This window comes from Janthinobacterium sp. BJB301, from assembly GCF_002735685.1.
In the GTDB taxonomy this organism is placed as follows: Bacteria; Pseudomonadota; Gammaproteobacteria; order Burkholderiales; family Burkholderiaceae_D; genus Janthinobacterium; species Janthinobacterium lividum.
In genome coordinates this window covers 454591-477091 of the sequence record NZ_PDZJ01000001.1, presented here as the reverse complement: position 1 = coordinate 477091, position 22501 = coordinate 454591, and the positions used below count along the sequence as shown (strand labels likewise).

At 65.9% G+C, this 22501-nt stretch carries 13 protein-coding genes and 1 tRNA gene; 8 read left to right on the top strand and 6 right to left on the bottom strand.

All coding sequences use genetic code 11. The features are described from left to right. The first annotated feature begins 581 nt into the window (after positions 1-581). From CSQ91_RS28835 to CSQ91_RS02155, 4 genes are all read left to right on the top strand, one after another. The gene (locus CSQ91_RS28835; RefSeq protein WP_180278316.1) at positions 582-7676 is read left to right on the top strand and encodes a hypothetical protein; all 7095 of its coding nucleotides are present in this window, start codon (positions 582-584) and stop codon (positions 7674-7676) included. Positions 7677-7855: 179 nt separating this feature from the next. Continuing rightward, complete coding sequence (locus CSQ91_RS02165; RefSeq protein WP_180278315.1) at positions 7856-9079, top strand: TolC family protein; 1224 nt, start codon at positions 7856-7858, stop codon at positions 9077-9079. A 28-nt stretch (positions 9080-9107) separates the two neighbouring features. Beyond that, on the top strand, positions 9108-11252 hold the full coding sequence (locus CSQ91_RS02160) for an ATP-binding cassette domain-containing protein (protein WP_217494300.1): 2145 nt from the start codon (positions 9108-9110) through the stop codon (positions 11250-11252). Continuing rightward, positions 11249-12418: an HlyD family type I secretion periplasmic adaptor subunit gene (locus CSQ91_RS02155; RefSeq protein WP_099387237.1), complete on the top strand. Its 1170-nt coding sequence runs from the start codon at positions 11249-11251 to the stop codon at positions 12416-12418. Before CSQ91_RS02160 ends, CSQ91_RS02155 begins: the two co-directional genes overlap by 4 nt. A gap of 38 nt (positions 12419-12456) precedes the next feature. Here the strand turns inward: CSQ91_RS02155 and udk are convergent, their stop codons facing one another. Together udk and CSQ91_RS02145 are read right to left on the bottom strand one after the other, a co-directional pair. Continuing rightward, positions 12457-13101, bottom strand: coding sequence for a uridine kinase (gene udk / locus CSQ91_RS02150; protein WP_092610270.1), 645 nt, complete (start codon positions 13099-13101; stop codon positions 12457-12459). A gap of 59 nt (positions 13102-13160) precedes the next feature. Further along, the gene (locus CSQ91_RS02145) at positions 13161-13664 is read right to left on the bottom strand and encodes a DUF2199 domain-containing protein (protein WP_099387236.1); all 504 of its coding nucleotides are present in this window, start codon (positions 13662-13664) and stop codon (positions 13161-13163) included. A 192-nt stretch (positions 13665-13856) separates the two neighbouring features. On the opposite strand from CSQ91_RS02145, the gene CSQ91_RS02140 reads away from it, so the two are divergent. Beyond that, entirely contained in the window at positions 13857-14306 is a 450-nt protein-coding gene (locus CSQ91_RS02140) for a DUF4240 domain-containing protein (protein WP_099387235.1), read from the top strand. A 7-nt stretch (positions 14307-14313) separates the two neighbouring features. Beyond that, a complete protein-coding gene (locus CSQ91_RS02135; protein WP_034784007.1) occupies positions 14314-14682 on the top strand; it encodes a tetratricopeptide repeat protein in 369 nt (122 codons plus the stop codon). Between the two features lie 15 nt (positions 14683-14697). Here CSQ91_RS02135 and CSQ91_RS02130 read toward each other — a convergent pair whose 3' ends face one another. The 4 genes from CSQ91_RS02130 to rnr all read right to left on the bottom strand — a co-directional run bounded on the left by CSQ91_RS02130 (position 14698) and on the right by rnr (position 19582). Further along, positions 14698-15396, bottom strand: a complete 699-nt coding sequence (locus CSQ91_RS02130; protein ID WP_070260269.1) for a YceH family protein — start codon at positions 15394-15396, stop codon at positions 14698-14700. A 10-nt stretch (positions 15397-15406) separates the two neighbouring features. Then, the gene (gene cysE / locus CSQ91_RS02125; protein WP_099387234.1) at positions 15407-16156 is read right to left on the bottom strand and encodes a serine O-acetyltransferase; all 750 of its coding nucleotides are present in this window, start codon (positions 16154-16156) and stop codon (positions 15407-15409) included. Between the two features lie 120 nt (positions 16157-16276). Continuing rightward, a complete protein-coding gene (rlmB, locus tag CSQ91_RS02120; RefSeq protein WP_034784003.1) occupies positions 16277-17020 on the bottom strand; it encodes a 23S rRNA (guanosine(2251)-2'-O)-methyltransferase RlmB in 744 nt (247 codons plus the stop codon). A gap of 15 nt (positions 17021-17035) precedes the next feature. Then, positions 17036-19582 (bottom strand): ribonuclease R, encoded by a 2547-nt coding sequence (rnr, locus tag CSQ91_RS02115; protein WP_099387233.1) that lies wholly within the window; start codon positions 19580-19582, stop codon positions 17036-17038. Positions 19583-19969: 387 nt separating this feature from the next. Here rnr and CSQ91_RS02110 point away from each other — a divergent pair. Both CSQ91_RS02110 and CSQ91_RS02105 read left to right on the top strand, forming a co-directional pair. Next, positions 19970-20054 (top strand) — tRNA-Leu (locus CSQ91_RS02110). Between the two features lie 233 nt (positions 20055-20287). Beyond that, on the top strand, positions 20288-22471 hold the full coding sequence (locus CSQ91_RS02105; protein WP_099387232.1) for a heparinase II/III domain-containing protein: 2184 nt from the start codon (positions 20288-20290) through the stop codon (positions 22469-22471). Positions 22472-22501: the final 30 nt, after the last annotated feature.

The following is a 22501-nucleotide window of genomic DNA, read 5'->3' as shown; positions in this document are numbered from 1 at the left end:
TATTCCTATCGTATTTTATTACCAATCAAATTTGATAATCACCGGACAAAAAAGCAACAACTAGCAAATCGATAGCAAGACGATTTTTGAGATGAAAGGCGCAGAAATGCTGGCGCATGGCAACAGATTCATCCAGAAAGCCCTGTTTCGTGACAATACGTGATTATTCACTTGCGCAAAGCTTGACAGAATAGAGTCATGGAAAATGATCAAAATGAAATTGAAAGTTTCAAAATTGAAATTACCATCAGAGTGAAGGCAGGCGCGGACATCCTGTAAATATGCCATCCTGCCAGTGTGTATCGTAAAGCAAGCCAGTTACGGGCGAAGCAAAATACGAGAAATAAGCGCCATGCAAAACAAATGCAAAATTAGTATTTTTAATATCCAGGATCAAGCGCTCTTTTACGCCAGCGATTTTTTTCCAATTATGTTTTACTTGCCACTATCAACATCGGCAACACCAGAGTTCGACCACGGCCCAAGCCACGCCGGAGTAACCAAGGAAACGAAATACATTATTGATTTTTTAATATCTTAAAAAATTGAACGAATATCCAACCTCTTCCGGAGACTTTAAAATGGCCACCATCCAAAATCCAGCACAAGTTCCCGTCAATGCCGAAGGCGTTGGCGCCAAGGTCGCGACGCCCGCAAAAAAAGTCGCCAACCCGAAAAACGGCGACCGCAAGCAGTATGACGAAGATGAACTGGTGCAAGGGGCCGATGCCAGCCAAAGCATGCCGCCTGAAAATGTCGTCGAAGTCACGGGAAGCGCCGATACGGGCAATGCCGGCGCCCTGGGCGCGGCCGCCGCTGTAGCGGCAGCCGCCGCGGCAGCCGGTGGCGGTGGCAGCGGCGCCGCAGCAGGCCAGGCCGGCAACGGCAGCGCCGATCTCGGCACGCCGCAAAGCGACAACAATGGCGGCGCGGCAGGCGCGGGTGCTGGCGCCGCCGGGATCCCCAGCGGCAGTGTCGTGGATGTCGCCGGGGCATCGGCTGGCGCGGGCGCGGGTGCCGGCGCGGCAGGCGGATTGGGCGGACTTGGCGTGCTGGGCGCGCTCGGCGGACTTGGCCTGGTTGCCGCCGCGGCAGGCGGTGGCGGCGGAGGCGGCGCCGCAGCTGGCGGCTCCGGTACGGGTGGCACGGGGACAGGAGGTACCGGCACTGGCGGTACGGGTACGGGCGGTACGGGCACCGGTGGCACGGGTACGGGCGGTACGGGCACCGGTGGTACGGGCACGGGTGGCACGGGAACTGGCGGCACGGGCGGCACCGGAGGAACGGGCGGCTCGACCGGCGGCCAGGGCGGCACGGGAAATCAATCCACCACCACCGTCGTGACCGACGCGGCCGTGCTGGCCGCCGCCGCCGCGGCGGCTGCCGCCAGCAACGCCCTGGCCGATGACGCCAGCGCCGCCGCGGCAGCAGCCACGGCAGCAGCTTCGCTGGCAGCGGCGAATGCCGCCATCCTGGCCGACCAACTGGCGGCACAGGCCGCCGCAGCAGCGGCAGCAGCCTTGCTCGCTGCCAATACCGCCACCAGCGACGATACGCTGGCGGCCAGCACGGCAGCCGTCGTCCCCGGCGCGCAAGCGGCCGCTACCGCCGCCACGAATGACGACAGCGCGGCAGCCACCGCTGCCGCTGCCGCTGCCACCTCCCAGGCCGCCGCCACGTCGGCGCAAAATGCTGATGCGGCTGCCGCCACGGCCGCCGCCAACGCCGCCGCCGCACACGCCGCGGCCGATGCGGCGCAAACGCAGGCGGACCAGACCAACGCCCCGGCATTGCAAGCCATCGCCGATGCGGCCGACGTGGTCGCCGCCGCAGCCAACACCCAGGCAGCGCTGACCGACGCGGCAGCGCTTGGCGTCATCTCCGCCAATGATGCCGCCGCTGCCGCCGCCGCCACGGCGCTGGCCAATGCCACGGACGCCGCCGCGCTGGACCTGGCGGCCACCGCCGCCGCCAATGCCGCCGTCGCCGCAGGCATCCAGGCCAGCCTGACGGATGCCGCCGCCCTTGCATTGATCTCCGATGCGGATGCCGCCACCGCCGCCGCTGCCGCCACCGCGGCCGCCGCCACCGATGCCGCCGCCCTGGCTGCCGCCTCGAACGCAGCCGCCACCGCGGCAGCGAATGCGGCGGCAGCTGCCAATGCCAGCGATGCCGCGGCACTCGGTATCGCTGCCACCGCCGCCGCGAATGCGGCCACCGCGGCCAGTACGCAAGCGGGCCTGACCGATGCCGTCGCCTTGAGCATGGCAGCGGACGCCGCCGCCGGCGTTGCCGCCCAGGACGCTGCCATCGCCAACGCCACCGACGCCGTCGCCCTGCAGGCTGCCGCCAATGCCGCCGCCACGAACGCCGCCAATGCACAGACGCAAGCGAACATGACGGACGCGCCCACCCTGGGCCTGATCGCCGACGCCGCCACCGCGGCGTCGGACGCAGCACAGCTCCAGGCCGGCTTGACGGATGCGGCCGCACTGGCCCTGATTTCCGATGCCGACGCTGCCGCAGCCGCTGCAGCAGCCCTTGCCGCCAGTACCGATGCCGCCGCACTTGACGCCGCAGCAGCCCTTGCCGCCACCGTGGCGGCGAATGCCGTCGTCACGGCCAGCCTGAGCGACGCGGCCGCCCTGCAAATCACGGCCGATGCGGCAGCCAGCACGGCCGCCGGCGCCGCCACGCAAGCGGCATTGACGGACGCGGCCGCCCTGCAAGTGATTTCCGACGCCGATGCCGCCGCCGCGCTGGCCGCGCAAACGACGGCCAACCAGACGGATGCGGCCGCCCTGGCCGCTGCCGACGCGGCCGCCGCCAGCGATGCCGCCAATGCGCAAACAGTGGCCGACCAGACCGATGTCGTCGCCTTGCAGCAAGCAGCCGACCAGGCGGACGCCGATGCGGCTGCCGCCAATTCGCAAGCCAGCCTGCTGGACGTCAACGTCGCCCTGAATGCGTTCAATCTGGCCAACCTCGCCGCCCTGGCCGCCAATGTCACGGCTGGCCAGACCAGCGTGCTCGATCTGACGGCCACGGTCAATACCTTGCAGATCGGTGCCGATAATGCCGATATCTCTGCCGCCCTGTTCGATGCCACCATCCTTGCTGGCATCTCCACCGCCGATGCGCTGGCGGCAGCCGGCCTGCAAACCATCGCCGACCTGACCAATGCCGATGCGCTCATCGCCACGGCGGCCGCTGCCGTCTCGGCGGCGGAAACGGCCGCCCTGCTGGGCGGGATCGATATCTCGGCCGTCAGCGCAGCTGCCGCGGCACAGGCCGCCGCCGCGGCTGCCGCCACCACAGCCTTGCTGACCGATGCCGGCACGCTGGGCATTGCCTCCACTGCCGACGCTGCCGCTGAACTTGCCGCCCAGACTGCCGTCACCACCTTGACGGCCGCCAATACGCTGGCGCAAAACGCGCTGACCACGGCACAATTTGTTGCCAATCAGACCGACGCCGTGGCCCTGGGCCTGGCCTCTTCCGCAGCCGATGCGGCCGCAGCCTTGGCCGTCACGACTGCCGGCCAGACCGACGCCATCGCGCTGAGCCTCATCTCGAACGCCGATGCGCTGGTCGCTACCTCCGCCGCCAACCTGGCCGCGCTGACGGATGCCACGGCGCTGGGCGTGATCTCTACCGCCGACGCCACCCTGGCCGCCACCCTGCAGGCGACGGCCAATCTGACGGATGCCGCCGGCCTGGGCCTGCTCGCCACGGCCGCTGCCGCCGCCGCCAATACGGCGACGAATGTTGCCAACCTGACCGATGCGGTGGCCCTGGGTACGCTCTCGACAGCGGCCACCACCGCCGCCAATACGGCAGCCGCCACCGCCGCGCTGACCGACGCCACAGCCTTGGGCCTGGTCGCCACGGCCGACGCGGCCGCCGCTTCCGCCCTGCAAACGACGGCCAACCTCACCGACGCCGTGGCACTGGGCCTCGTGTCGACGGTCGCCAACACGGCCGCCAGCACCGCTGCCGCCGTTGCCAATCTGACCGATGCCGTGGCACTGGGCACCGTCTCGACGGCCGCCACGGCCGCCGCCAATACGGCAGCTGCCACGGCCGCCCTGACCGACGCCGTCGCACTGGGCTTGACGGCCACCGTCGACGCGGCCGCTGCCACCGCCGCACAAACAACGGCCAACCTGACGGATGCCGTCGCCCTGGGCCTGGTAGCGACCGTCAATGCCACCGCCTCCACGGCAGCTGCCGCCGTCGCTGGCCTCACCGACGCCGTCCTGCTGGGTACCGCCCACACGCTCGACGTCACGGCCGCCACCGTGGCGGCCACCAAGGCCGCCTTGACGGATGCCGCCGCCCTGACCACCGTCGCCAACAACGATGCCGCGAATGCCGCCGCCCTGGCTGCCTATTCGGCCGCCCATCCGTTCGACCTGGTGGCAGCGCTGGCGGCCACCGTCGCCGCCACCACGGCCGGCTTGTCGAACACCGCCGCGCTGGCGGCGCAAGCCGATGATGCGGCCGCCGCCTCGACCGCAGCTACGGCCGCAGCATCCCTGACAGCCCTGAACAATGCGCTCGCGGCCGACAGTGCCGCCACCGCCGCCGCCACCCTCGCCCTGACGTCCCAGGCGGCAGCCACCGCGGCGGCGCTGGACGACACGCTGGCGGCCACCGCCGCCGGCGTGGCCGCCACCTCGCTGGCAGCGGCACAGGCGGCGCAGGCAGCCGATGCAGCCGCCGCCGCGACGGCAGCGACGGCGGCCAACGCCCTGGCCGCCTTGAATGCGGCCCTGCAGGCGGATGCAAATGCGGCCGCCACGGCCGCCGCCGCCATCACGGCGAGTGCGGCCACCGCCGCCGCCGTCGCCGACGATCTGGCCGCCGCCACGGCCGCCACTGTCGCCAACGTCTCGCAAGCGGCCGCGCAAGCGGCGCAGCTGGCCGACAATGCCGCCGCCAGCGCCGCCACCATCGCCGCCAACGCGCTGGCGTCGCTGAATGCGGCCCTGGCCGACGATGCCGCGGCCGCTGCGGCTGTGCTGAACTCCACCAATGCAACGGCCGCCGCCGTTGCCGCTGCCGCCGCCGATACGGCTGCCGCTGCGGCCGCCGCCGTGGCAGCCATCTCGGCCGCCGCCACGCAACATGCGCAAGCGGACGATATCGCCGCTGCCGCCGCCGCCCTCACGGCATCCGTCTCGCTGGCAGCCACGCTGGCCGCGCAGGCCGCCGATGCGGCTGTCGGCACGACCGCGGCAGCGGCAGCGAGCGCACTGGCCGCGCTGAACCAGGCCCTGAACGACGACAGCCTCGCCGCGGCAGCAGCCACGGCGGCGGCCAACGCGCAAGCGGCACTGAATACCGCCACGACCACACTCAACGCGGCGATATTGACGGCCAGCGCCTCGCTCGCCGCCACGAATGCCGCCCTGGCCGACGACGCCACGGCGGCAAGCACGGCAGCAGCAGCGGCAGCGGCCCAGCTCATTGCCGATGCCGCGCTGTTGGCCGATGCAGGGCTGGCCGCGCTCGCAACGGCAGCCAACAATGCACTGGCAGCAGCCAGCGCCGCGCTGGCCGCCGACGATGCCGCCGCCAATGCCGCGCACACGGCCGCCATTTCGGCGGCCGCCACCCTGGCGGCGCAGCTGGCCGATACGGCAGCCCTGAATGCCCATGCCGCGCTCAATGCGGCCATCGCCAACCTGAACGCGGCGGTAACGGCCGATACCAACGCCCTGGATGCCGACAATGACAGGACGCTGAAACTGAACCTCCTCCTCACCGCCCAGGGTGCGGCCGATGACGCGGCCCAGGCCAATGCCAATGCGGCTGCCGCCCATGCGGCGCTGGCGGCGGCACAGGCCGACGATGCGGCGGCTGCCACCGCTGCCGCCAATGCGACTGCCGCGCATGCGGCGGCCGTCGCGGCGCAAAACGCCGATGCCGCTGCGGCAGCGGCAGCGGCGCAAGCGGCCATTTCCCTGGCCGCCACCCTCAATGCCCAGGCGGATGACGCCACCGCGGCAGCGGCCGCCACGGCCGCCGCCAATGCGCAACTGGCCCTGGACGCAGCCCTGGCAGCGGACGCCAACGTCGCCGCCACCGCCGCCGCGGCAGCGGCAGCCCAGCTGGCGGCGCAAAACGCGCATGATGCCGATGTTGCGGCAGCGGCAGCGGCCGTTGCCGCTGCCATCACCCTGGCAGCCACGCAAGCGGCGCAGGCAGACGACGCGGCAGCCGCGCTGGCAGCGGCCAATGCCGCCAACGCCCAGGCAGCGCACGACGCCGCCGTCGCCGACGACCAGGCAGCTGCGGATGCCGCCGCCACCGCAGCGCTGGCGCAAACGGCTGCCACGGCAGCGGCAGCCGCGGATGCTGCCGCCAGCGCCAGCGCCGCCGCCGCGGCAGCATCACTGCTCGCCGCCCAGGCGGCGCAAGCCGACGACACGGCAGCCAATCAGGCAGCGGCCAATGCCGCCGCCGCCACCGCCGCGCACACGGCCGCCATCGCCGCCGATGCGCTGGCCGTCAGCACGGCAGCAACGGCGGCCACCGCACTGGCTGCAGCCACGGCAGCGCAGAACGCCGACGACGCGGCCGACGCAGCCGCCGCCCAGGCCGCCATCTCGCTGGCGCTCACCCAGGCGGCACAGGCCGACGATGCTGCAGCAGCAGCGGCCACGGTCAACGCCAACAACGCGGCGGCAGCGGCACTTGCCGCCCATGCGGCCGATGCGGCAGCGCCGCTGGCGCAGGCGCAGGCCGCCGCTTCCCTGCTTGCCCTGCAAGCGGCGCAAGCCGACGATGCGGCCGCCGCCAGCGCGGCAGCAGCAGCGGCGCAAGCGCACGCCAATGCGAGTGCCGCGTATGCGGACGATGCGGCAGCGGCCCAGGCCAATGCCGACGCGCAGGCTGCCGACGTCGCCCTGGCACAGGCGAACGCCATCGCCGCGCAGACCGACGCCAGTGCCCTGGCCATCGTGGCGAATGCGGACGCCGCCAACGCCGCCGCCGCGCAAGCGCTGGCCGACCAGACCGATGCCGTGGCCCTCACCCAGGCTGCCGATGCGGCAGCGGCAGCGGCGCTGGCAGCGGCGCAGACAGCCGCCCTGACGGACGCCAATGCCCTGCACCTGGCAGCCGATGCGGCAGCAGCCGCCGCCCTGCAGGCGCAGGCGCAGGCGGATCTGACGGACGCCAGCTCGCTGACGGTGGCGGCGAATGCCGATGCCGCCGCAGCGGCGGCAGCCCAGGCCCAGGCCGACCTGACGGACGCGAGCCAGCTGTTCGTGCTGAGCCAGAATGCCCTGCACAACCCGCTGACGGTGGCCGACTTCAGCACCGGCCTGCCGGCTGCCGGCGGCGACGTGATCGACATGTCGGCCATCGCCGACCTGACGGCGTCGGTGGCCGTGGGCGTCAACGTGGGCACGGACTTCAGCAACAATAACCTGTTCATCTTCGACGGCACGTCCGTGTCGATCGGCGCGGCGGCCAGCGCCATCGCAGCCGACGACAGCGTCTTGTCGGGCCAGGGCTACATCGTCATCGCCGATGCGCAAAACAGCGGCGCCGTGACGGTGTATCACTCGAGTGATCTGAGCAACGCCAACGCCATCGACACGGCGCTGGTGCTGCTGAGCGGGGTGAACATCACGCAACTGACGGCGGCCAACTTCGTCGTCTGAAGCAGGGCACCCACGCCAGGCGCCGCGCCTGGCACGGCGGCGGGAGCGCAAGACAGCGCGCTCCCGCCACACCTTGAAATGCTTCAGGCCTCGGGCCGGAAAAATACGGGATGAGATTACGCGGTTTCCCAGCACTATCCTCACTGCCACGCATCGCGGCCTTGCTGGCGGCCGCGGCCATGGCATCGGTATCGTCCTTCGCCGGCGCCCAGGGCGCCACCGCCTGGAGCTTCGACCAGGTCTTGCAGCAGGCGCTGCAAAGCCATCCCGCCGTGCAGGGCAAGCGTTCGGCGCAGGCGGCCGCGCGCGCCGAACTCGATGGCGCGCAGTGGCAGCGCTTTCCCAGCCTGTCGGCAGAAGTCCCCACCGGTTCGCAGGAGACGGGCGGCGTGGTGCGCATCGAGCAGCCGCTGTGGAGCGGCGGACGCATCGACGCCGGCATCGATGCCGCCGGCAGCCGGGTCGATGCGGCCGGCGCCGCCATCGAGGAAGAACGCCTGACCCTCTCTTTGCGCGTGATCGCCGCCTACACGGAAGCGCTGCGCCAGACGGCGCGCGTGCGCTCGGCCGAGGCGGGCCTGGCCGAGCACCAGCGCCTGCTGGACATGATCAAGCGCCGCGTGGTGCAGTCGGTCAGCTCGCAGACGGACCAGCGCCTGGCCGAATCGCGCGCCTACCAGGCGGCCAACGACGTGTCGAATGCGCGCCAGGCGCTGGAAAACGCGCTGGCGCAGCTGTCGCAACTGGCCGGCAAACCCGTGCGCCTCGTCAGCGCCACGGGCATCGGCGTGGGCGAACCGCTGCCCGACGCCAGCCTGGAGCGGGTCATGCGCCAGGCCATCGCCTACTCCCCCACCCTGCACCGCCTCGATTTCGAGGCGCAGGCGGCCGATTCCGAAATCACCATGCAGCGCTCGGCCTACATGCCGAAGGTGGTGCTGCGCATGGAAAAGCCGACGGGCGGCATCAACGCCGACAACCGCACGCGCGCCATGCTGGTACTGCAGGCGCAGCCGGGCGCCGGCCTGTCGGCCAAGGCTGGCGTGGATGCCGCCGTGGCCCGGCGCGAAGGCGCGCGCGCCGCGCACGACGTGGCAGAACGCGAGGTGCGCGAGCGTTTCACCCTGGACTGGAACGAGGCCGAAGCAAGCCGCCAGCGCCTGGGCAACGCGGGCGAGGCCAGCACCACCTCGACGCAGGTATTCGAATCGTATGCGCGCCAGTACGTGATCGGCCGCAAGAGCTGGAACGACGTGCTCAACGCCGTGCGCGAAGCGACCCAGGCGCAGTTTTCACTGGAAGACACACGCGCGCAGGCCATCGCCGCCAGCCTGCGCCTGGCCGCGCAAACAGGCACCCTGGCCGGGCGCACGGCGCCGGCAGGCATGGCGCGCGCGAATTGACACCGACATGATGCACACAGGAGACAGCGTGGATACCTCCATCAAACATGGCTTGCTGACACTCATCGAGCGCGCCGCCCGCCTGACGGGCCAGCACGTGCCCGCCGCGCGCCTGGCCGACCTGCAGCGCCAGCTCGATGACGCCGACGACAGCGGCCCGCCCGCCATGGTGCTGACCACCCTCTGGCAGGCGGCCGGGCTGGAAGGCGCGGCGCGTCCGCTGCACGAGCCGACGCCGGGCGAGCTGCCATTCGCCGTCTACAGCGCCAGCACGGGCTGGGGCTTGCTGCAGTCGCGCGGCGCCGACGGCGCCTGGCGCGGCGAAGGCATCGATGGGCGCGCCTTGCAGCTGGCGACACTGGCCGGCCTGGCTTGCGTGGGCCTGCCGCGCCGCAGCGAAAAAAGCGGCGCCCGCCCCGGCGCCCTGGGCCTCGTGCGCAACGCCCTGTGGCTGAAGAAAAGCGTGTTTGTCGACGCCGTGCTGGCCACCGCGCTGGTGACCCTGCTGACCATGGCCACTTCGCTGTTTTCCATGCAGGTGTACGACCGCGTGATCCCGAACCAGAGCTTCAGCACCCTGTGGGTGCTGGTGGTGGGCGTGGCCCTGTCGATCGGCCTGGAATTCATCCTCAAGCAGGTGCGCAGCCGCATCGTCGACCACTCGTGCAATGACGTCGACCATGAATTGTCCGAGTGGTTTTTCCAGCGCATGCTGGGCATCCGCATGGAGGCGCGCCCCGCTTCCGTCGGCACCCTGGCGGCGCAGGTAAAAGGCTTTGAAATGGTGCGCGGCGTGCTGACGTCGACATCGCTGTTCGTGCTGACGGACGTGCCCTTCGCCGTGATTTTTCTCGCCATGATCACCATCATCGGCGGCTGGCTGGTGGTGGTGCCGCTGGTGGCCCTGCCGCTGGCTCTCGTGTGCGGTTTGATGTTCCAGCGCGCCATCGAAAGCCATACGCGCAAGAACCTCAACGCCAGCAACCGCAAGGCGGGCTTGCTGGTGGAAGCCGTCGACGGCGTCGAAACGCTCAAGGGCAGCAGCGCCGAATGGATGATGCAGGCGCGCTGGGCCGAACTGGTGGCCGAGAGCAGCCACGCGGAGCAGAATATCCGCGACTATGCGGCCCTGTCGCAAAACATCACGGCCGCCTTCCAGCAGCTGACCAACGTGGCGCTGATCTCCATGGGTGCGTGGTTCGTGGCCGAAAACCAGATGACCATGGGCGCCCTGATGGCGTGCACCATCATCAGCAACCGCGCCCTGATGCCCATCGTGCAGCTGCCCGCCGTGATGGTGCAGTGGGCACATGCGCGCGCCTCGATCGACGGCCTGGAGCAAGTCATCAGCCTGCCCAACGAAGCGGACAATGCGCAGTTCGCGCTGACGCCGCGCAGCCTCGATACGGGCTTGCGCTTCGAACGCATCCGCTTTACGTATGGCGGCGCGCAAAAGGTGGCGCTGGAAGTGGAAAACCTGGCCATCCGCCCCGGCGAGCGCGTCGGCCTGGTGGGCGCCATCGGTTCGGGCAAGAGCACCCTGCTGAAACTGGCCTCGGGCCTGTACCAGCCGGCCGAAGGCAAGGTGTACCTGGGCGACGTCGACATGGCCCTGCTGGCGCCGGCCGTGGTGCGCGAAATGGTCGGCTACCTGCCGCAGGAAACGCGGCTGTTCAGCGGCACCCTGCGCGACAACCTGCTACTGGGGCTGGCCGACCCGGGCGAGGAAGCGATCCTGGCGGCCGCCAAACGCACGGGCCTGATCGAGCTGATACTGGGCCAGCCACGGGGACTGGCGCTGGGCATCACCGAGGGCGGACGGGGCGTGTCGGGCGGCCAGCGCCAGTTGATCGCCGTCACGCGTTTGCTGCTGGCCAAGCCGCGCATCTGGCTGCTCGATGAACCGACGGGCGCCATGGATGCGAAGACGGAAGCGCGCATCGTCGGGCTGTTGGGCGAGCTGGCGGCCGAAGGCGTGACCATGGTCGCCACCACGCACAAGAACGCCCTCTTGCCCCTGCTCGACCGCCTGGTGGTGCTGCAGGCGGGACGGGTGCTGCTGGACGGCCCGCGCGATGCCGTGCTGGCCAAGCTGTCGGGCAAGCCGCAAGCCGTACCCGCCCCTGCCCCGGCACCGCAAGCAGCGCCGGTGGCGCAAGGAGCGGTCGCATGAAACTGGCCAAGGTCGATGCGCGGGAAGAAGCGAAACGGGGACGGGTGCTGATCTGGAGCTGCACGGCGGCGCTGGCCGGTGTCATCGCCTGGGCTTCGTGGGCGGAGCTGGACCAGGTCACGCGCGCCAACGGCCAGGTGATCGCCAGTTCGCGCAACCAGATCATCCAGGTGGCCGATGGCGGCGTGCTGGCCGAACTGCGCGTACATGAAGGCAGCATCGTGAAAAAGGGCGAATTGCTGGCCCGCTTCGACCGCACGCGGGCCGAGACGAGCTACCTGGAAAGCACGGCCAAGGCGGCCGGATTGAAGGCGGCCGTGGCGCGCCTGCAGGCGGAAGTGTTTGGCGGCGCGCCGAAGTTTCCGCCCGAACTGCAGGCGTTCCCGGAATTTCGCGCCAACCAGCTGGCCCTGTTCAGCAAGCGCCAGGGCGCCGTGCAAGCGGAAGTGAGTTCGCTGGAAAGCGCCATGAAGCTGATCAAGGAAGAGCTGGAAATGAATCTGCCGCTGCTGGAAACGGGCGATGTCAGCCGCGCCGAAGTGCTGAAACTGCGGCGGCAGGTGGTCGATATCCAGGCGCAGATCACCAACCGGCGCAACAAATACCTGCAGGACAGCCAGACGGACCTGGTGAAAGCCCAGGAAGACCTGGCCGGCGTGCTGCAGACGGTGACGCAGCGCAAGGAGCAGCTGGGCTCGACGGATATCTACGCGCCCACCGACGGCATCGTGCGCAACGTGCGCCTCACTACCTTGGGCGGCGTGGCCAAGCCGGGCGAGGAAATCCTGCAGATCGTGCCGACGGACGATGACCTGATCATCGAGGCGAAAGTCAAGCCGGCCGACATCGCCTTCATCAAGCCCGGCCTGCCCACGGCCGTGAAACTCGACGCCTACGACTACGGCATCTACGGCCGCCTGCGCGGCACCGTCAGCTACATCAGCGCGGACACCTTAAGTGAAGACAACAAGGGCAACGAGCAGCCGTACTACCGCGTGCAGATCAAGACCAGCGGGCGTAATCTGATGGGCAAGAATGGCGAGCCGATCCTGATCCAGCCCGGCATGACGGCCACCGTGGAAATCAACACGGGTCGCAAGACGGTCTTGCGCTACCTGACGAAACCGATCACCAAGACATTCTCGGAGTCGATGGGGGAACGCTGACGCAGCGGGCTGCGTCAGCCTACTTCAGCCGGCAGGCTTCAAACGGCCGGTTTCAATCGACCGATGACGCTGGCCACCTTGGCCGTGATCATGTCGACCGCGGGGCCGTTGGCACCATGCGGCAAAATGACGTCGGCATTGCGCTTGGTCGGCTCGATGAATTGCTTGTGCATCGGGCGCACGGTTTCCAGGTATTGCTCGATGACGCTTTCCACCGAACGGCCACGTTCCGTGATATCGCGTTGCATGCGGCGGATGAAGCGCACGTCGGAGGCCGTGTCGACAAAGATCTTCAGCGACATCATGTTGCGCAAGTCTTCGTCATATAGGGCGAACAGGCCTTCGATCACGATCACCGGCGCCGGCTTGACCAAGATGGTCCTGTCGGAGCGGTTGTGCAGCGTGAAGTCGTACTCGGGCATCTCGATCGCCTCGCCATTGCGCAAGGCCTGGATGTGCTGCACCAGCAATGGCCACTCGAACGCCTGCGGATGGTCGTAATTCTGCTGCCTGCGCACTTCAGGGGAGAGATGGGTTTGGTCGCAGTAGTAGTCGTCCTGCATCACGACCGAGACCATGTCGGCGCCAAAGGACGCCAGCACTTGTTGGGATACGGTGGACTTGCCACTGCCGCTTCCGCCAGCGACACCAATAACAAACGGTTGGAAGGAAATAGTATTCATGCCGAATGATACCGGAAACGTGCGCGGACCGACAGGGAGCGGCTGAAAAGCCGGGCCTGTCAATCGCCATGCATCAGCTGCGCATACAGCTCGGCCACCCGCTCTGCCGTGATGCCGTCGCGCTGTTCCACCGCCAGCGGGTGATCGGTCGGTTCCAGCTCGATGGCCGGACGCATGCCATCGTCGCGCAGGTGCACGCGGGTTTTCAGGTTCAGGGTAGCGGGATACACGGGCAGCTGCGTGCTGAGCCAGCCGAAGAAGGGGCCGATGTGCGCCCGTTTGGCATCGTTGAAGCAGGCGTCCCATGCGTCGAAGCTGTCGCCGCTCAGCGATACCCATACGCCCCAGCTGAATGGCTCATCCGCGCCATGCACGGGGATGTCGATGGTGGCGCGCAAGAAGCAGTGCGCTTCGTCGACGATGCAGGCGTCGCTGTCGAGCTGGCAGCGCGCTTCGCGCTCGGCCGGCGCCATCTGCTGGTACAGCCACGGTGCGTCGGCGCCGAAGCTGGGCATGCCCGTGTGGGTCTCGCCGCAGGAGCGGCACAGGAAGGAAAAAGTCATGTAGGAAGGACGCTTGGTCGAATTGTTTGCGGTGTTGATTACAAAGAGTTACTTGGGGAAACCGTGCGCTTGGCATTCGGGCAAGATGATATTCTAAACAAGCCCACGTTGCACAGACGGGACGCATCGCGCCGCCGGCATTGCATGCATGATCTCTTTCAGTATCGATAGACTATTTACCTGGAATAAACAATGAACGAAGAAAAATTTTGGCAGCTGATAGAGCAAATCGACCGTGAAGCCCTGGAAGACGGCGACGCCGATGCCGCGGTGGAACCATTGACCGAAGCGCTCGCCGAGTTGCCGGTCAAGGACATCAAGGGCTTCGAGGAGTGCCTGGCTCAGGCACTGTACCAGCTCGATGGCAAGGTGTTTGCGGACCATGCCGGCAACTCAGGAAAGTCGGATGACGGTTTCCTGTATGCGCGCTGTTTCGTCGTCGGCTCGGGCAAGGCCACATATGACAGCGTACTGGCCGACCCCACGCTGATGCCCGATCAAACGGACAAGTGGCTGGAAGAACTGTTGAGCGTCGCTCCCGAGGCCTGGTCCGGGAAGACAGGGCGTGACACCGATGACTGGGATTTTACCGCCAGCGTCGATTATGAAACCGGAAGCAATTCCGCCGCCTGGCCTGGCTAAGGCGGCAATGGACGCCATCGCCGCAAGCAGGGCGCATATCCAGCTGGCCGAAGGCGATGCCGGGCAATGGGAGGCGCACATGGCGGCAGCTGAAGCCGTGTTGCGCAGCGCCTTGCAAGCGGCCCGGCAAGACACGGCCCTGATCACTTGCCTGGGCGCCGTGCTGTGTGACCAGGGCAAGTACAGGGAAGCCGTCAACGTACTGGAAACGGCGCTCAAGCTCGGTTCGACGGACAGCCATACCCATTACAACCTGGGGGTGGCTCTGGCGGGACTGGCAAAACCGCGCAAGGCCATGGCGCAATTTGGCAAGGCGCAGGGCCTTGCCGCTTCCAGCCTGACCTGGACCGCCTATTTCGACCCGCAAGCCCAATAGGCGCGTGCCCGGAAATTATTCGAACTGCTTGCGGAACGCCTCGAACTGCGCCGCCAGGCCATCGAAGTCGCTGCGCAATTGCAGCACTTCCTGTTCCAGCTGGGCCACCCTGCTGCCCTGCTGCGGCGCGCTGACGGCGCCCGCAAAACCTGCCGCCGTCTCGATCTGCGCCAGCGCCTCTTCGCCGCCCAGCAGATGGCCGTAGCGCGGTTCCTTGGCGCCGGGCGCGACGGCCAGCTTGGCCACCAGCGGCGGGTATTTGTCGATCAAGAATTGCAGGCCGGCTTCCACTTCCGCCACGGACTTGAATTCATGCACGCGGCCGCTGCGGCTGCGGATCTCGCCCGCCGTCTGCAAGCCGCGCAGCATCAATATCGTCAGGATGGCCAGCTTGTCCTGTTCCAGCGACCACTTGATGCGCATGCGGTGTTCGTACTTGGCGACCCGCGCACCCGCCTGCGTGATGCCGTTGACGAACTTGCGCTGCATCAAACGCTGCAGCACGTCGTAGACGGTTTCTTCGGACAGGGCCATGACGGGGTCGCGGCTGGACAGCTGATTGCAGCCGTTCGTCAGGGCATTCAGCGACAGCGGATAGCTGTCCGGCGTCAGCGCTTCCTTTTCGGCCAGCACGGCCAGCACGCGGATCTCGAAGGGGTCGAGCAGATTGGGATTATCGCTACTCTTTTCTGCTGCGTTTGCGTCTGTAGTCATGCCTGTATCCTTAATCAACCAGCTTGTTCATTTGCTCGGAATCGAATTTATCACACTCGGGCACGCCCTGGCAGCAGATGCCCGCCGCCTTCAGGGTGGCGAGGATGGTTTCGATGCGCTGTTCCTGTGCCACGGCATGCGTGATCAAGCCTTGCAGGGCTTTCGACAGCGGATCGTCGCCGTTGGGCGTCACGCCATATGCGGCGAACAAATGGGCCGTGCTGCCCTCGCGCAGGGCGCTGACATCCTTTTGCACGATGTGCGCGGGGTTGCCGACGGCCGTGGCGCCGGACGGCACGGGTTTCAGCAGCACGGCGTTCGAGCCCACCTTGGCGTACTCGCCCACCGTGAAGCTGCCCAGCACTTGCGCGCCGGCGCCGACGATGACGCCCCGTTCAAGCGTCGGATGGCGTTTGCTGCCGCTGTGCAGCGAGGTGCCGCCCAGGGTCACGCCCTGGTAGATGGTGCAATCGTCGCCGACGACGGCCGTCTCGCCGATCACCACGCCGAAGCCATGGTCGATGAAGACGCGCCGGCCGATGACGGCGCCCGGGTGGATCTCGATGCCCGTGATGATGCGGGCGATATATGAAATGAAGCGCCCTACCCACTTCAGGTGCCGCGTCCAGCACCAGTGCGCCCAGCCATGCATGACGATGGCGTGCAGGCCAGGATAACAGGTCAGCACCTCCCAGCCATTGCGGGCGGCAGGGTCACGTTCAATGATGCTGTTGATATCTTCGCGCAGGTGGTGGAACATAATGACAATGAATAAGGTGGAACGCAAATGGTAGCGTATTCGGCGGCGTGCTGCCGGGGAGGCAGATAAACAACCGCCGCCTCAAGGGCGGCGGCATATCAAAGAAGCGCTACAAAATTTTTAGCCTTCTTTCGCGATGCGCTGGCGGCGGGCTTCGTAGAGACAGACACCGGAAGCGACCGATACGTTCAAGCTCTCGACGGAGCCGAACATCGGGATGCTGACGAGGATGTCGCAGGTGTCGCGCGTCAAACGGCGCATGCCTTCGCCTTCGGAACCCATGACGAGGGCCGTCGGACCCGTGAAATCGGCTTCGTACAAGCCTTTTTCGCCGTCGTCGGACGTGCCGATCAGCCAGATGCCGCGCTCTTTCAGTTCACGCATGGTGCGCGCCAGGTTCGTCACGGTGATGTACGGAACGGTTTCGGCGGCGCCGCTGGCGACCTTGGCGGCCGTGGCATTCAAGCCCACGGCGCGGTCCTTCGGCACGATCACGGCATGCGCGCCGACGCCGTCGGCCACGCGCAGGCAGGCGCCCAGGTTGTGCGGGTCGGTGATGCCGTCGAGAATCAACAGCAGCGGCGGGCCGTCGATGGCGTCCAGCAGCTCATCGAGATTGCGCGCCAGCGACAGCTGCGAGGCAAACGCGATCACGCCCTGGTGGCGGCGCGTACCGACGATCTTGTCCAGACGCGACGAGTCGACAGGCATGACGCGCACGTTGGCAGCCTTGGCGGCGGCGATCATGTCCTTCATGCGGCCGTCGACGCGGCTGGCATCGACGAAAATTTCTTCCACGGACGACGCTTCATGACGCAGACGCGAGGTGACGGCGTGGAAGCCGAAAATCATTTTATTCTTCATTTGTTATCGTTTCTTTTATCGCTTGTTCTTGCTTGATTTTGATACAGTTTTTGCTGCACGTGGTGCCGCCGCAGCGGGTGCCGCGGCTGGTTTCTTGCTGCGCTTAGGTTCGGCGGCCTTGGGGGCTTCCTTCAACGCTGCCTTGACTGCAGGCTTGGCTTGCGCCTTGGCGCCATTGGAACGGCCGCCGGAACCCTTGCCGGCCTTGCCGCCGTTGTTGACGCTGGCCTTGATCTCATGGCGCTGCTCGGTCGCAGGACCGGGCTTGACCATGGATTTCTTTTCGCCCTTGCGCTTGCCGCCAGCTTGCTTGGCTGGCGCTTCTTCGCCCGCCAGTTCCGCATCGGTAACCAAACGCAGGTCGATCTTGCGCGTTTCCAGGTCGACACGCGCCACTTGCACCGTCAGACGGTCGGTCAGCTGGTAGCGCTTGCCCGTGCGTTCGCCGCGCAATTCATGGCGCGCATCGTCGTACTGGAAGTAGTCGGTGCCCAGCTCTGTGACGTGCACCAGGCCTTCGACAAACAGGGTGTCCAATTGCACGAAGACGCCGAAGGTGGTCACGCCGGTGATGGTGCCGGTGAACTCTTCGCCCAATTTGTCTTGCATGAAGTAGCACTTCAGCCAGGCTTCCACGTCGCGCGACGCTTCGTCGGCGCGGCGCTCGTTGGCCGAGCAATGCACGCCCAGCGCGTCCCAGATCGTCAGGTCCGTCTTCTTCGGCTTGCCGTCGGCCTTGTCCTTCGCTTGCTGCTTGCGCGTGGCGTTCGACACGTTCGTGTTCAGCACGGTCTTCTCGGACAGCTTCGGCTCGTATTTCTTGCCTTGCAAAATGGCCTTGATGGCGCGGTGCGTCAGCAGGTCGGGATAGCGGCGGATCGGGCTGGTGAAGTGGGCATATGCCTCGTACGCCAGGCCGAAGTGGCCGATATTGTCCGGGCTGTAGACGGCTTGCTGCATCGAGCGCAGCAGCATCGTTTGCAGCAGGGCCGCGTCGGGACGCGCCTTGATCTGCTGCATCAGGGTCTGGTAATCGGATGCAGATGGCGTGTCGCCGCCCGTCAGGTTCAGGCCCACTTGCTTGAGGAAGGTGCGCACTTGCGTGAGCTTTTCCTTGGTCGGGCTGGCGTGGATGCGGTAGGTGCCTGGGTGCTTGTTGCGCAGCAACAGATCCGCCGCACAGACGTTGGCCGCCAGCATGCACTCTTCGATGATCTTGTGCGCTTCGTTGCGCGTGCGCGGGATGATCTTTTCGATCTTGCCGGCGCTATTGCAGACGATATACGTTTCCGTCGTCTCGAAGTCGATGGCGCCCCGCTCCGTGCGTGCTTTCAGCAAGGCGCGGTAGACGGCTTCCAGGTTTTGCAGGTGCGGCAGGATGTCCGCGCGGCGCGCCGCTTCGGGTCCCTTGGTGTTGCCCAGCACGGCGGCGACTTCGTCATACGTGAGGCGCGCGGCCGAATGGATGACGGCCGGGTAGAACTGGTAAGCCTTCAGCTCGCCCTTGTCGCTGACGACGGCGTCGCAGACGAGGGTCAGACGGTCGACGGCCGGGTTCAGCGAACACAGGCCATTCGACAGTTTTTCCGGCAGCATCGGGATCACGCGGCGCGGGAAGTAGACGGACGTGCTGCGTTCGAGCGCATCGGCATCGAGCGCGTCGTTCGGCTTCACGTAATGGCTGACGTCGGCAATCGCCACGATCAGGCGGAAGCAGTTGGCGCGGCCAATCTTGACGGGTTCGCAATACACGGCATCGTCGAAATCGCGCGCGTCCTCGCCATCGATGGTGACCAAAGGCACGTCGCGCAGGTCGACACGGTCTTTCAGGTCGGCGGCGCGCACTTCGAAGGGCAGCTTTTCAGCTTGCTTGAGGGCGGCGGCGGAAAAGACGTGCGGCACGTTGAATTTACGCACGGCAATTTCAATTTCCATGCCGGGATCATCGAGCGCACCGAGCACTTCGACGATCTTGCCGACAGGCTGCTTGAAGCGCATTGGTTGCTCGGTCAGCTCGACGCTGACGATCTGGCCGGCCTTCGCCTTGCCCACCGAACCGGTCACCAGGATGTCCTGGCCGATGCGCTGGTCTTCCGGCGCCACGACCCAGGTACCGTTTTCCTGGATCAGGCGGCCGATGACGTGGGTATTGGCGCGGTAGGTGACCTCGACGATCGTACCTTCCGGGCGGCCGCGGCGGTCCGTGCCGACGATGCGGGCCATGACCTTGTCGCCATGCAGTACTTTCTGCATTTCTTTCTCAGGCAGGAACAGGTCGGCGCTGGCGTCGTCGGGAATGACAAAGCCGAAGCCATCGCGGTGGCTGGTAACGCGACCGGCGACAAGCGCGCTCTGGTCGGCCAGGCTGAAAACACCGCTGGCGTCAGACTTGAGCTGGCCGTCGCGCTCCATCGCCTTCAGGCGACGGACCAGGACATCCATGGAATCGGCATGCACTTGCAGCGTTTTCCCGAGAGACTGCGGGTCGAGAGGCGCGTTGACGCTGCGGAATATGCCGAGAATGTCCTCCCGGCTGGGGATGGTGTGGGTATTTTGGCTCAAAAGTATTTCTATAGTTGTTATTGACAGTGATCAAACGGAAGACAAAGACCGATGACATCACCGTCAATATTGACACGGTGATGTCCGGTAGTGTACCGGAGGACGCCTTGGTTTGCCTAACGGACAGCGTAGCGGAAACCGGACAAGTGCCCCGCCGATGAAAAAAAGGAGAAAAGCTGCGCAATGCATTTGACTTCGGCAAATATTGCTCTATAATCTCGGTCTCTTGCAGCGACAAACCTTCACAGGAATGCAGTTGCAGGAAAGCGGTACAGGGTTGATGTGCAGTATGGAGCGAAAGCTCATCTGGCGCAAAACTCTTCAAGCCGTTATAATAGCAGAATTGTTGCGAAGTTATTTTGCGACAAGTAATAGAGCAGCATCAGTGCCCACGTGGCGGAATTGGTAGACGCGCATGGTTCAGGTCCATGTGCCTTCGGGTGTAGGGGTTCGAGTCCCTTCGTGGGCACCATTACCTAATTCGCAAAAAAGCCGCAAACTTTCACGAGTTTGCGGCTTTTTTCATTTCCGCAGCACGGCACCAACCCGCCCGGGCAATTATCAAAAAAGAACATTTTTGCTCCATTCAATAGTATATTGACATCTCCCCATGTCACGCATCGCGCGTGACTGGCAACAGCATTACGGAGAGAAGTCATGACATGCAGGCCAGGCAAACACCAACGGATTCTTTTCAACAGCTTCATGGCATTAAGCCTCGGCGCTGGCGCCAGCCAGGCGGCGGACTGGGTAAGCACCCGCTCCAGCAGCCCTGAAATCGTCAAACCGGCACCGGAACAAGTGAAATTGCAGGTGCAAAATCCGCCGTCCTTTGCCTGGCCGCGCCATGCCAGCTATCCGGCGCAATATGTCGTGGAGATTTTGCCGGTTGGCGGCACCGCGAGCAGCCACACCGTCTCGCGCAATTTCCTGCTGCCATCGAGCGCACTGCCGCCCGGCGAGTATGAATGGCGCGTCAGCCCGCTTTCCACGCCCCGCGACTGGTCCGACAAGCGTCCATTTACCATCGACAGCAATTCACGCAATTTTGTCGTTCCCGAATCGTCCGATATGGCGGCGACCGTGCGGGCCCACCCGCGCCCGCGCCAGTTGCCAGCCTCCTTCGCGCAAGCGAGCGCCTGGGATGCCGCCATGGAAAGCAAGCGGCGCCCCTTCCTGAACCGCCTCGTCAGCGAAGTCAATCTGAATACCACGGCCGTGGCCAGCGTCAACGATGGCATGTGGACCACGCCCAACGATGGCGGCCAGTACAACCGCATCGCCAATGCCGCCGGCGCCGTGATCCGGCAAATGGAAGCGGCCGCCTTGCTATTTCGCCTGACACAGGAACGCAGGTATCTGGATGAAGCCATACTGCGCGGCGACCAGCTGGCCGCGCTGAGCCCGGATGGACCCACCAGTTATAAAGCGCAGGACCAGGTGGCGCGCATGATTGCCCTGGTACTTGCCAAGGGGGCCGACTTCCTGTGGCTGGATCTGGATGCGCCCCGCCGCGCGCACTGGCTGTCGGTCGCCGCGCAGCGGCTGACGCCCATTTACGCGGACCTGTCCATCGCCGGCGGACGCCTGGACCAGTCCCCCATGGACTCGCACGGCGTCGAGGCACTGGGCTACCTTGCCGCCGCCTCAACCCTGCTGCTCGACGCCAGGCCGGAAGCGCAAGCCTGGTTCGACTTTGCCGTGCGCTCGTACATGCATATCGTCCACGTCTGGAGCGGCCCGGAAGGCGGCTTTGCCAACGGCTCGGCGTATGGCCAGTACACCACCGATATACAGTTGCAACTATGGCAGCCGCTGGCCGAAGCCACCGGCGTCAACCTGTTCAACAAACCGTGGGCAGCGGGATTTTCCAGCTATTTCATGCAGTTCATCCCACCGAACGCCCCACGCCACGTCTTCGGCGATGTCCACGAAAGCAAGCCGGACCCGGCCCCCCTGAAGGCGTATGTGGCACGGCAAGCCACGCCAGCGGCCGCCTGGTACAGCAGCCAGCCGGGCGCGCAGGAAAATCCCATCACCCTGCTACAGGCGCCCTACCCACTGCCTGCCGACACGGTCGCGCCCGAAGCACCGCCCAACGCCATGCTCTTTCCCAGCATTGGCTGGGCAGCCATGCACAGCGACATGAGCAACGCCGCCCGCACTTCCGTCTACTTCAAATCGAGTCCGTTCGGCGCCTTCAATCACAGCCACGGGGATCAAAACAGCCTGGTCATCAACAGCGGCGGCAAGCCACTGCTGATCGAAGCCGGCTACCAGGACTACTACGCATCGCCGCTGTCGCAAAGCTGGTACCGCCAGTCGCGCGCCCACAACGCCATCACCTTTGATGGCGGGAAAGGCCAATTCATCGCCGGCCACTACGAGATGCGCTACAAAAACGGCAAGATCACGGCATTCATGCACGGCACGGACCTCGACTACGTGGAAGGCGATGCCAGTGCCGCCTACAGCAACGACTTGAGCCTGGCCAAGCGCCAAATATGGTATTCGCGCTCGAACGACGTGGTGGTGGTGCTCGACAAGCTGAACTCCGCAACGGCCCGCACTTTCGAATGGAACATGCATGCGCTCAACACCCTGTACCTGTATCCGAATGGCCGGGCCAGCATAGAAAATGGCACGGCTTCGCTTTGCCTGCAATCATTACGGCCAGACGAGGAACAATTGTCCAGCTTTAGCGCCCCCAATCCGCCCAAGGAGGCAAGCCAGCAGCACGCCGCCTACGTCAAGACCACCCCGGCCATGGCGGCGGAGTTCCTGATCGTGCTCGATATCGGCTGCAAATCGGTGCCAACCTCCCTGCAGACAGTGCCTGGCGGACGCTTGCTGCAGATCGGCACGCAAACCATCACCCTGCCGCAATAAGCGCCAAATGCCTGTTTTTGCTGAAAAAAC

Excerpts from the sequence above, each read along its gene's own strand:
- CSQ91_RS02105 (WP_099387232.1), top strand. The coding sequence starts at position 20,288 with ATGGCATTAAGCCTCGGCGCTGGCGCCAGCCAGGCGGCGGACTGGGTA.
- cysE (WP_099387234.1), bottom strand. The coding sequence starts at position 16,156 with ATGTTCCACCACCTGCGCGAAGATATCAACAGCATCATTGAACGTGAC.
- CSQ91_RS02130 (WP_070260269.1), bottom strand. The coding sequence starts at position 15,396 with ATGACTACAGACGCAAACGCAGCAGAAAAGAGTAGCGATAATCCCAAT.
- CSQ91_RS02165 (WP_180278315.1), top strand. The coding sequence starts at position 7,856 with ATGGCATCGGTATCGTCCTTCGCCGGCGCCCAGGGCGCCACCGCCTGG.
- rlmB (WP_034784003.1), bottom strand. The coding sequence starts at position 17,020 with ATGAAGAATAAAATGATTTTCGGCTTCCACGCCGTCACCTCGCGTCTG.
- CSQ91_RS28835 (WP_180278316.1), top strand. The coding sequence starts at position 582 with ATGGCCACCATCCAAAATCCAGCACAAGTTCCCGTCAATGCCGAAGGC.
- CSQ91_RS02145 (WP_099387236.1), bottom strand. The coding sequence starts at position 13,664 with ATGACTTTTTCCTTCCTGTGCCGCTCCTGCGGCGAGACCCACACGGGC.
- CSQ91_RS02155 (WP_099387237.1), top strand. The coding sequence starts at position 11,249 with ATGAAACTGGCCAAGGTCGATGCGCGGGAAGAAGCGAAACGGGGACGG.
- udk (WP_092610270.1), bottom strand. The coding sequence starts at position 13,101 with ATGAATACTATTTCCTTCCAACCGTTTGTTATTGGTGTCGCTGGCGGA.
- CSQ91_RS02135 (WP_034784007.1), top strand. The coding sequence starts at position 14,314 with ATGGACGCCATCGCCGCAAGCAGGGCGCATATCCAGCTGGCCGAAGGC.
- CSQ91_RS02140 (WP_099387235.1), top strand. The coding sequence starts at position 13,857 with ATGAACGAAGAAAAATTTTGGCAGCTGATAGAGCAAATCGACCGTGAA.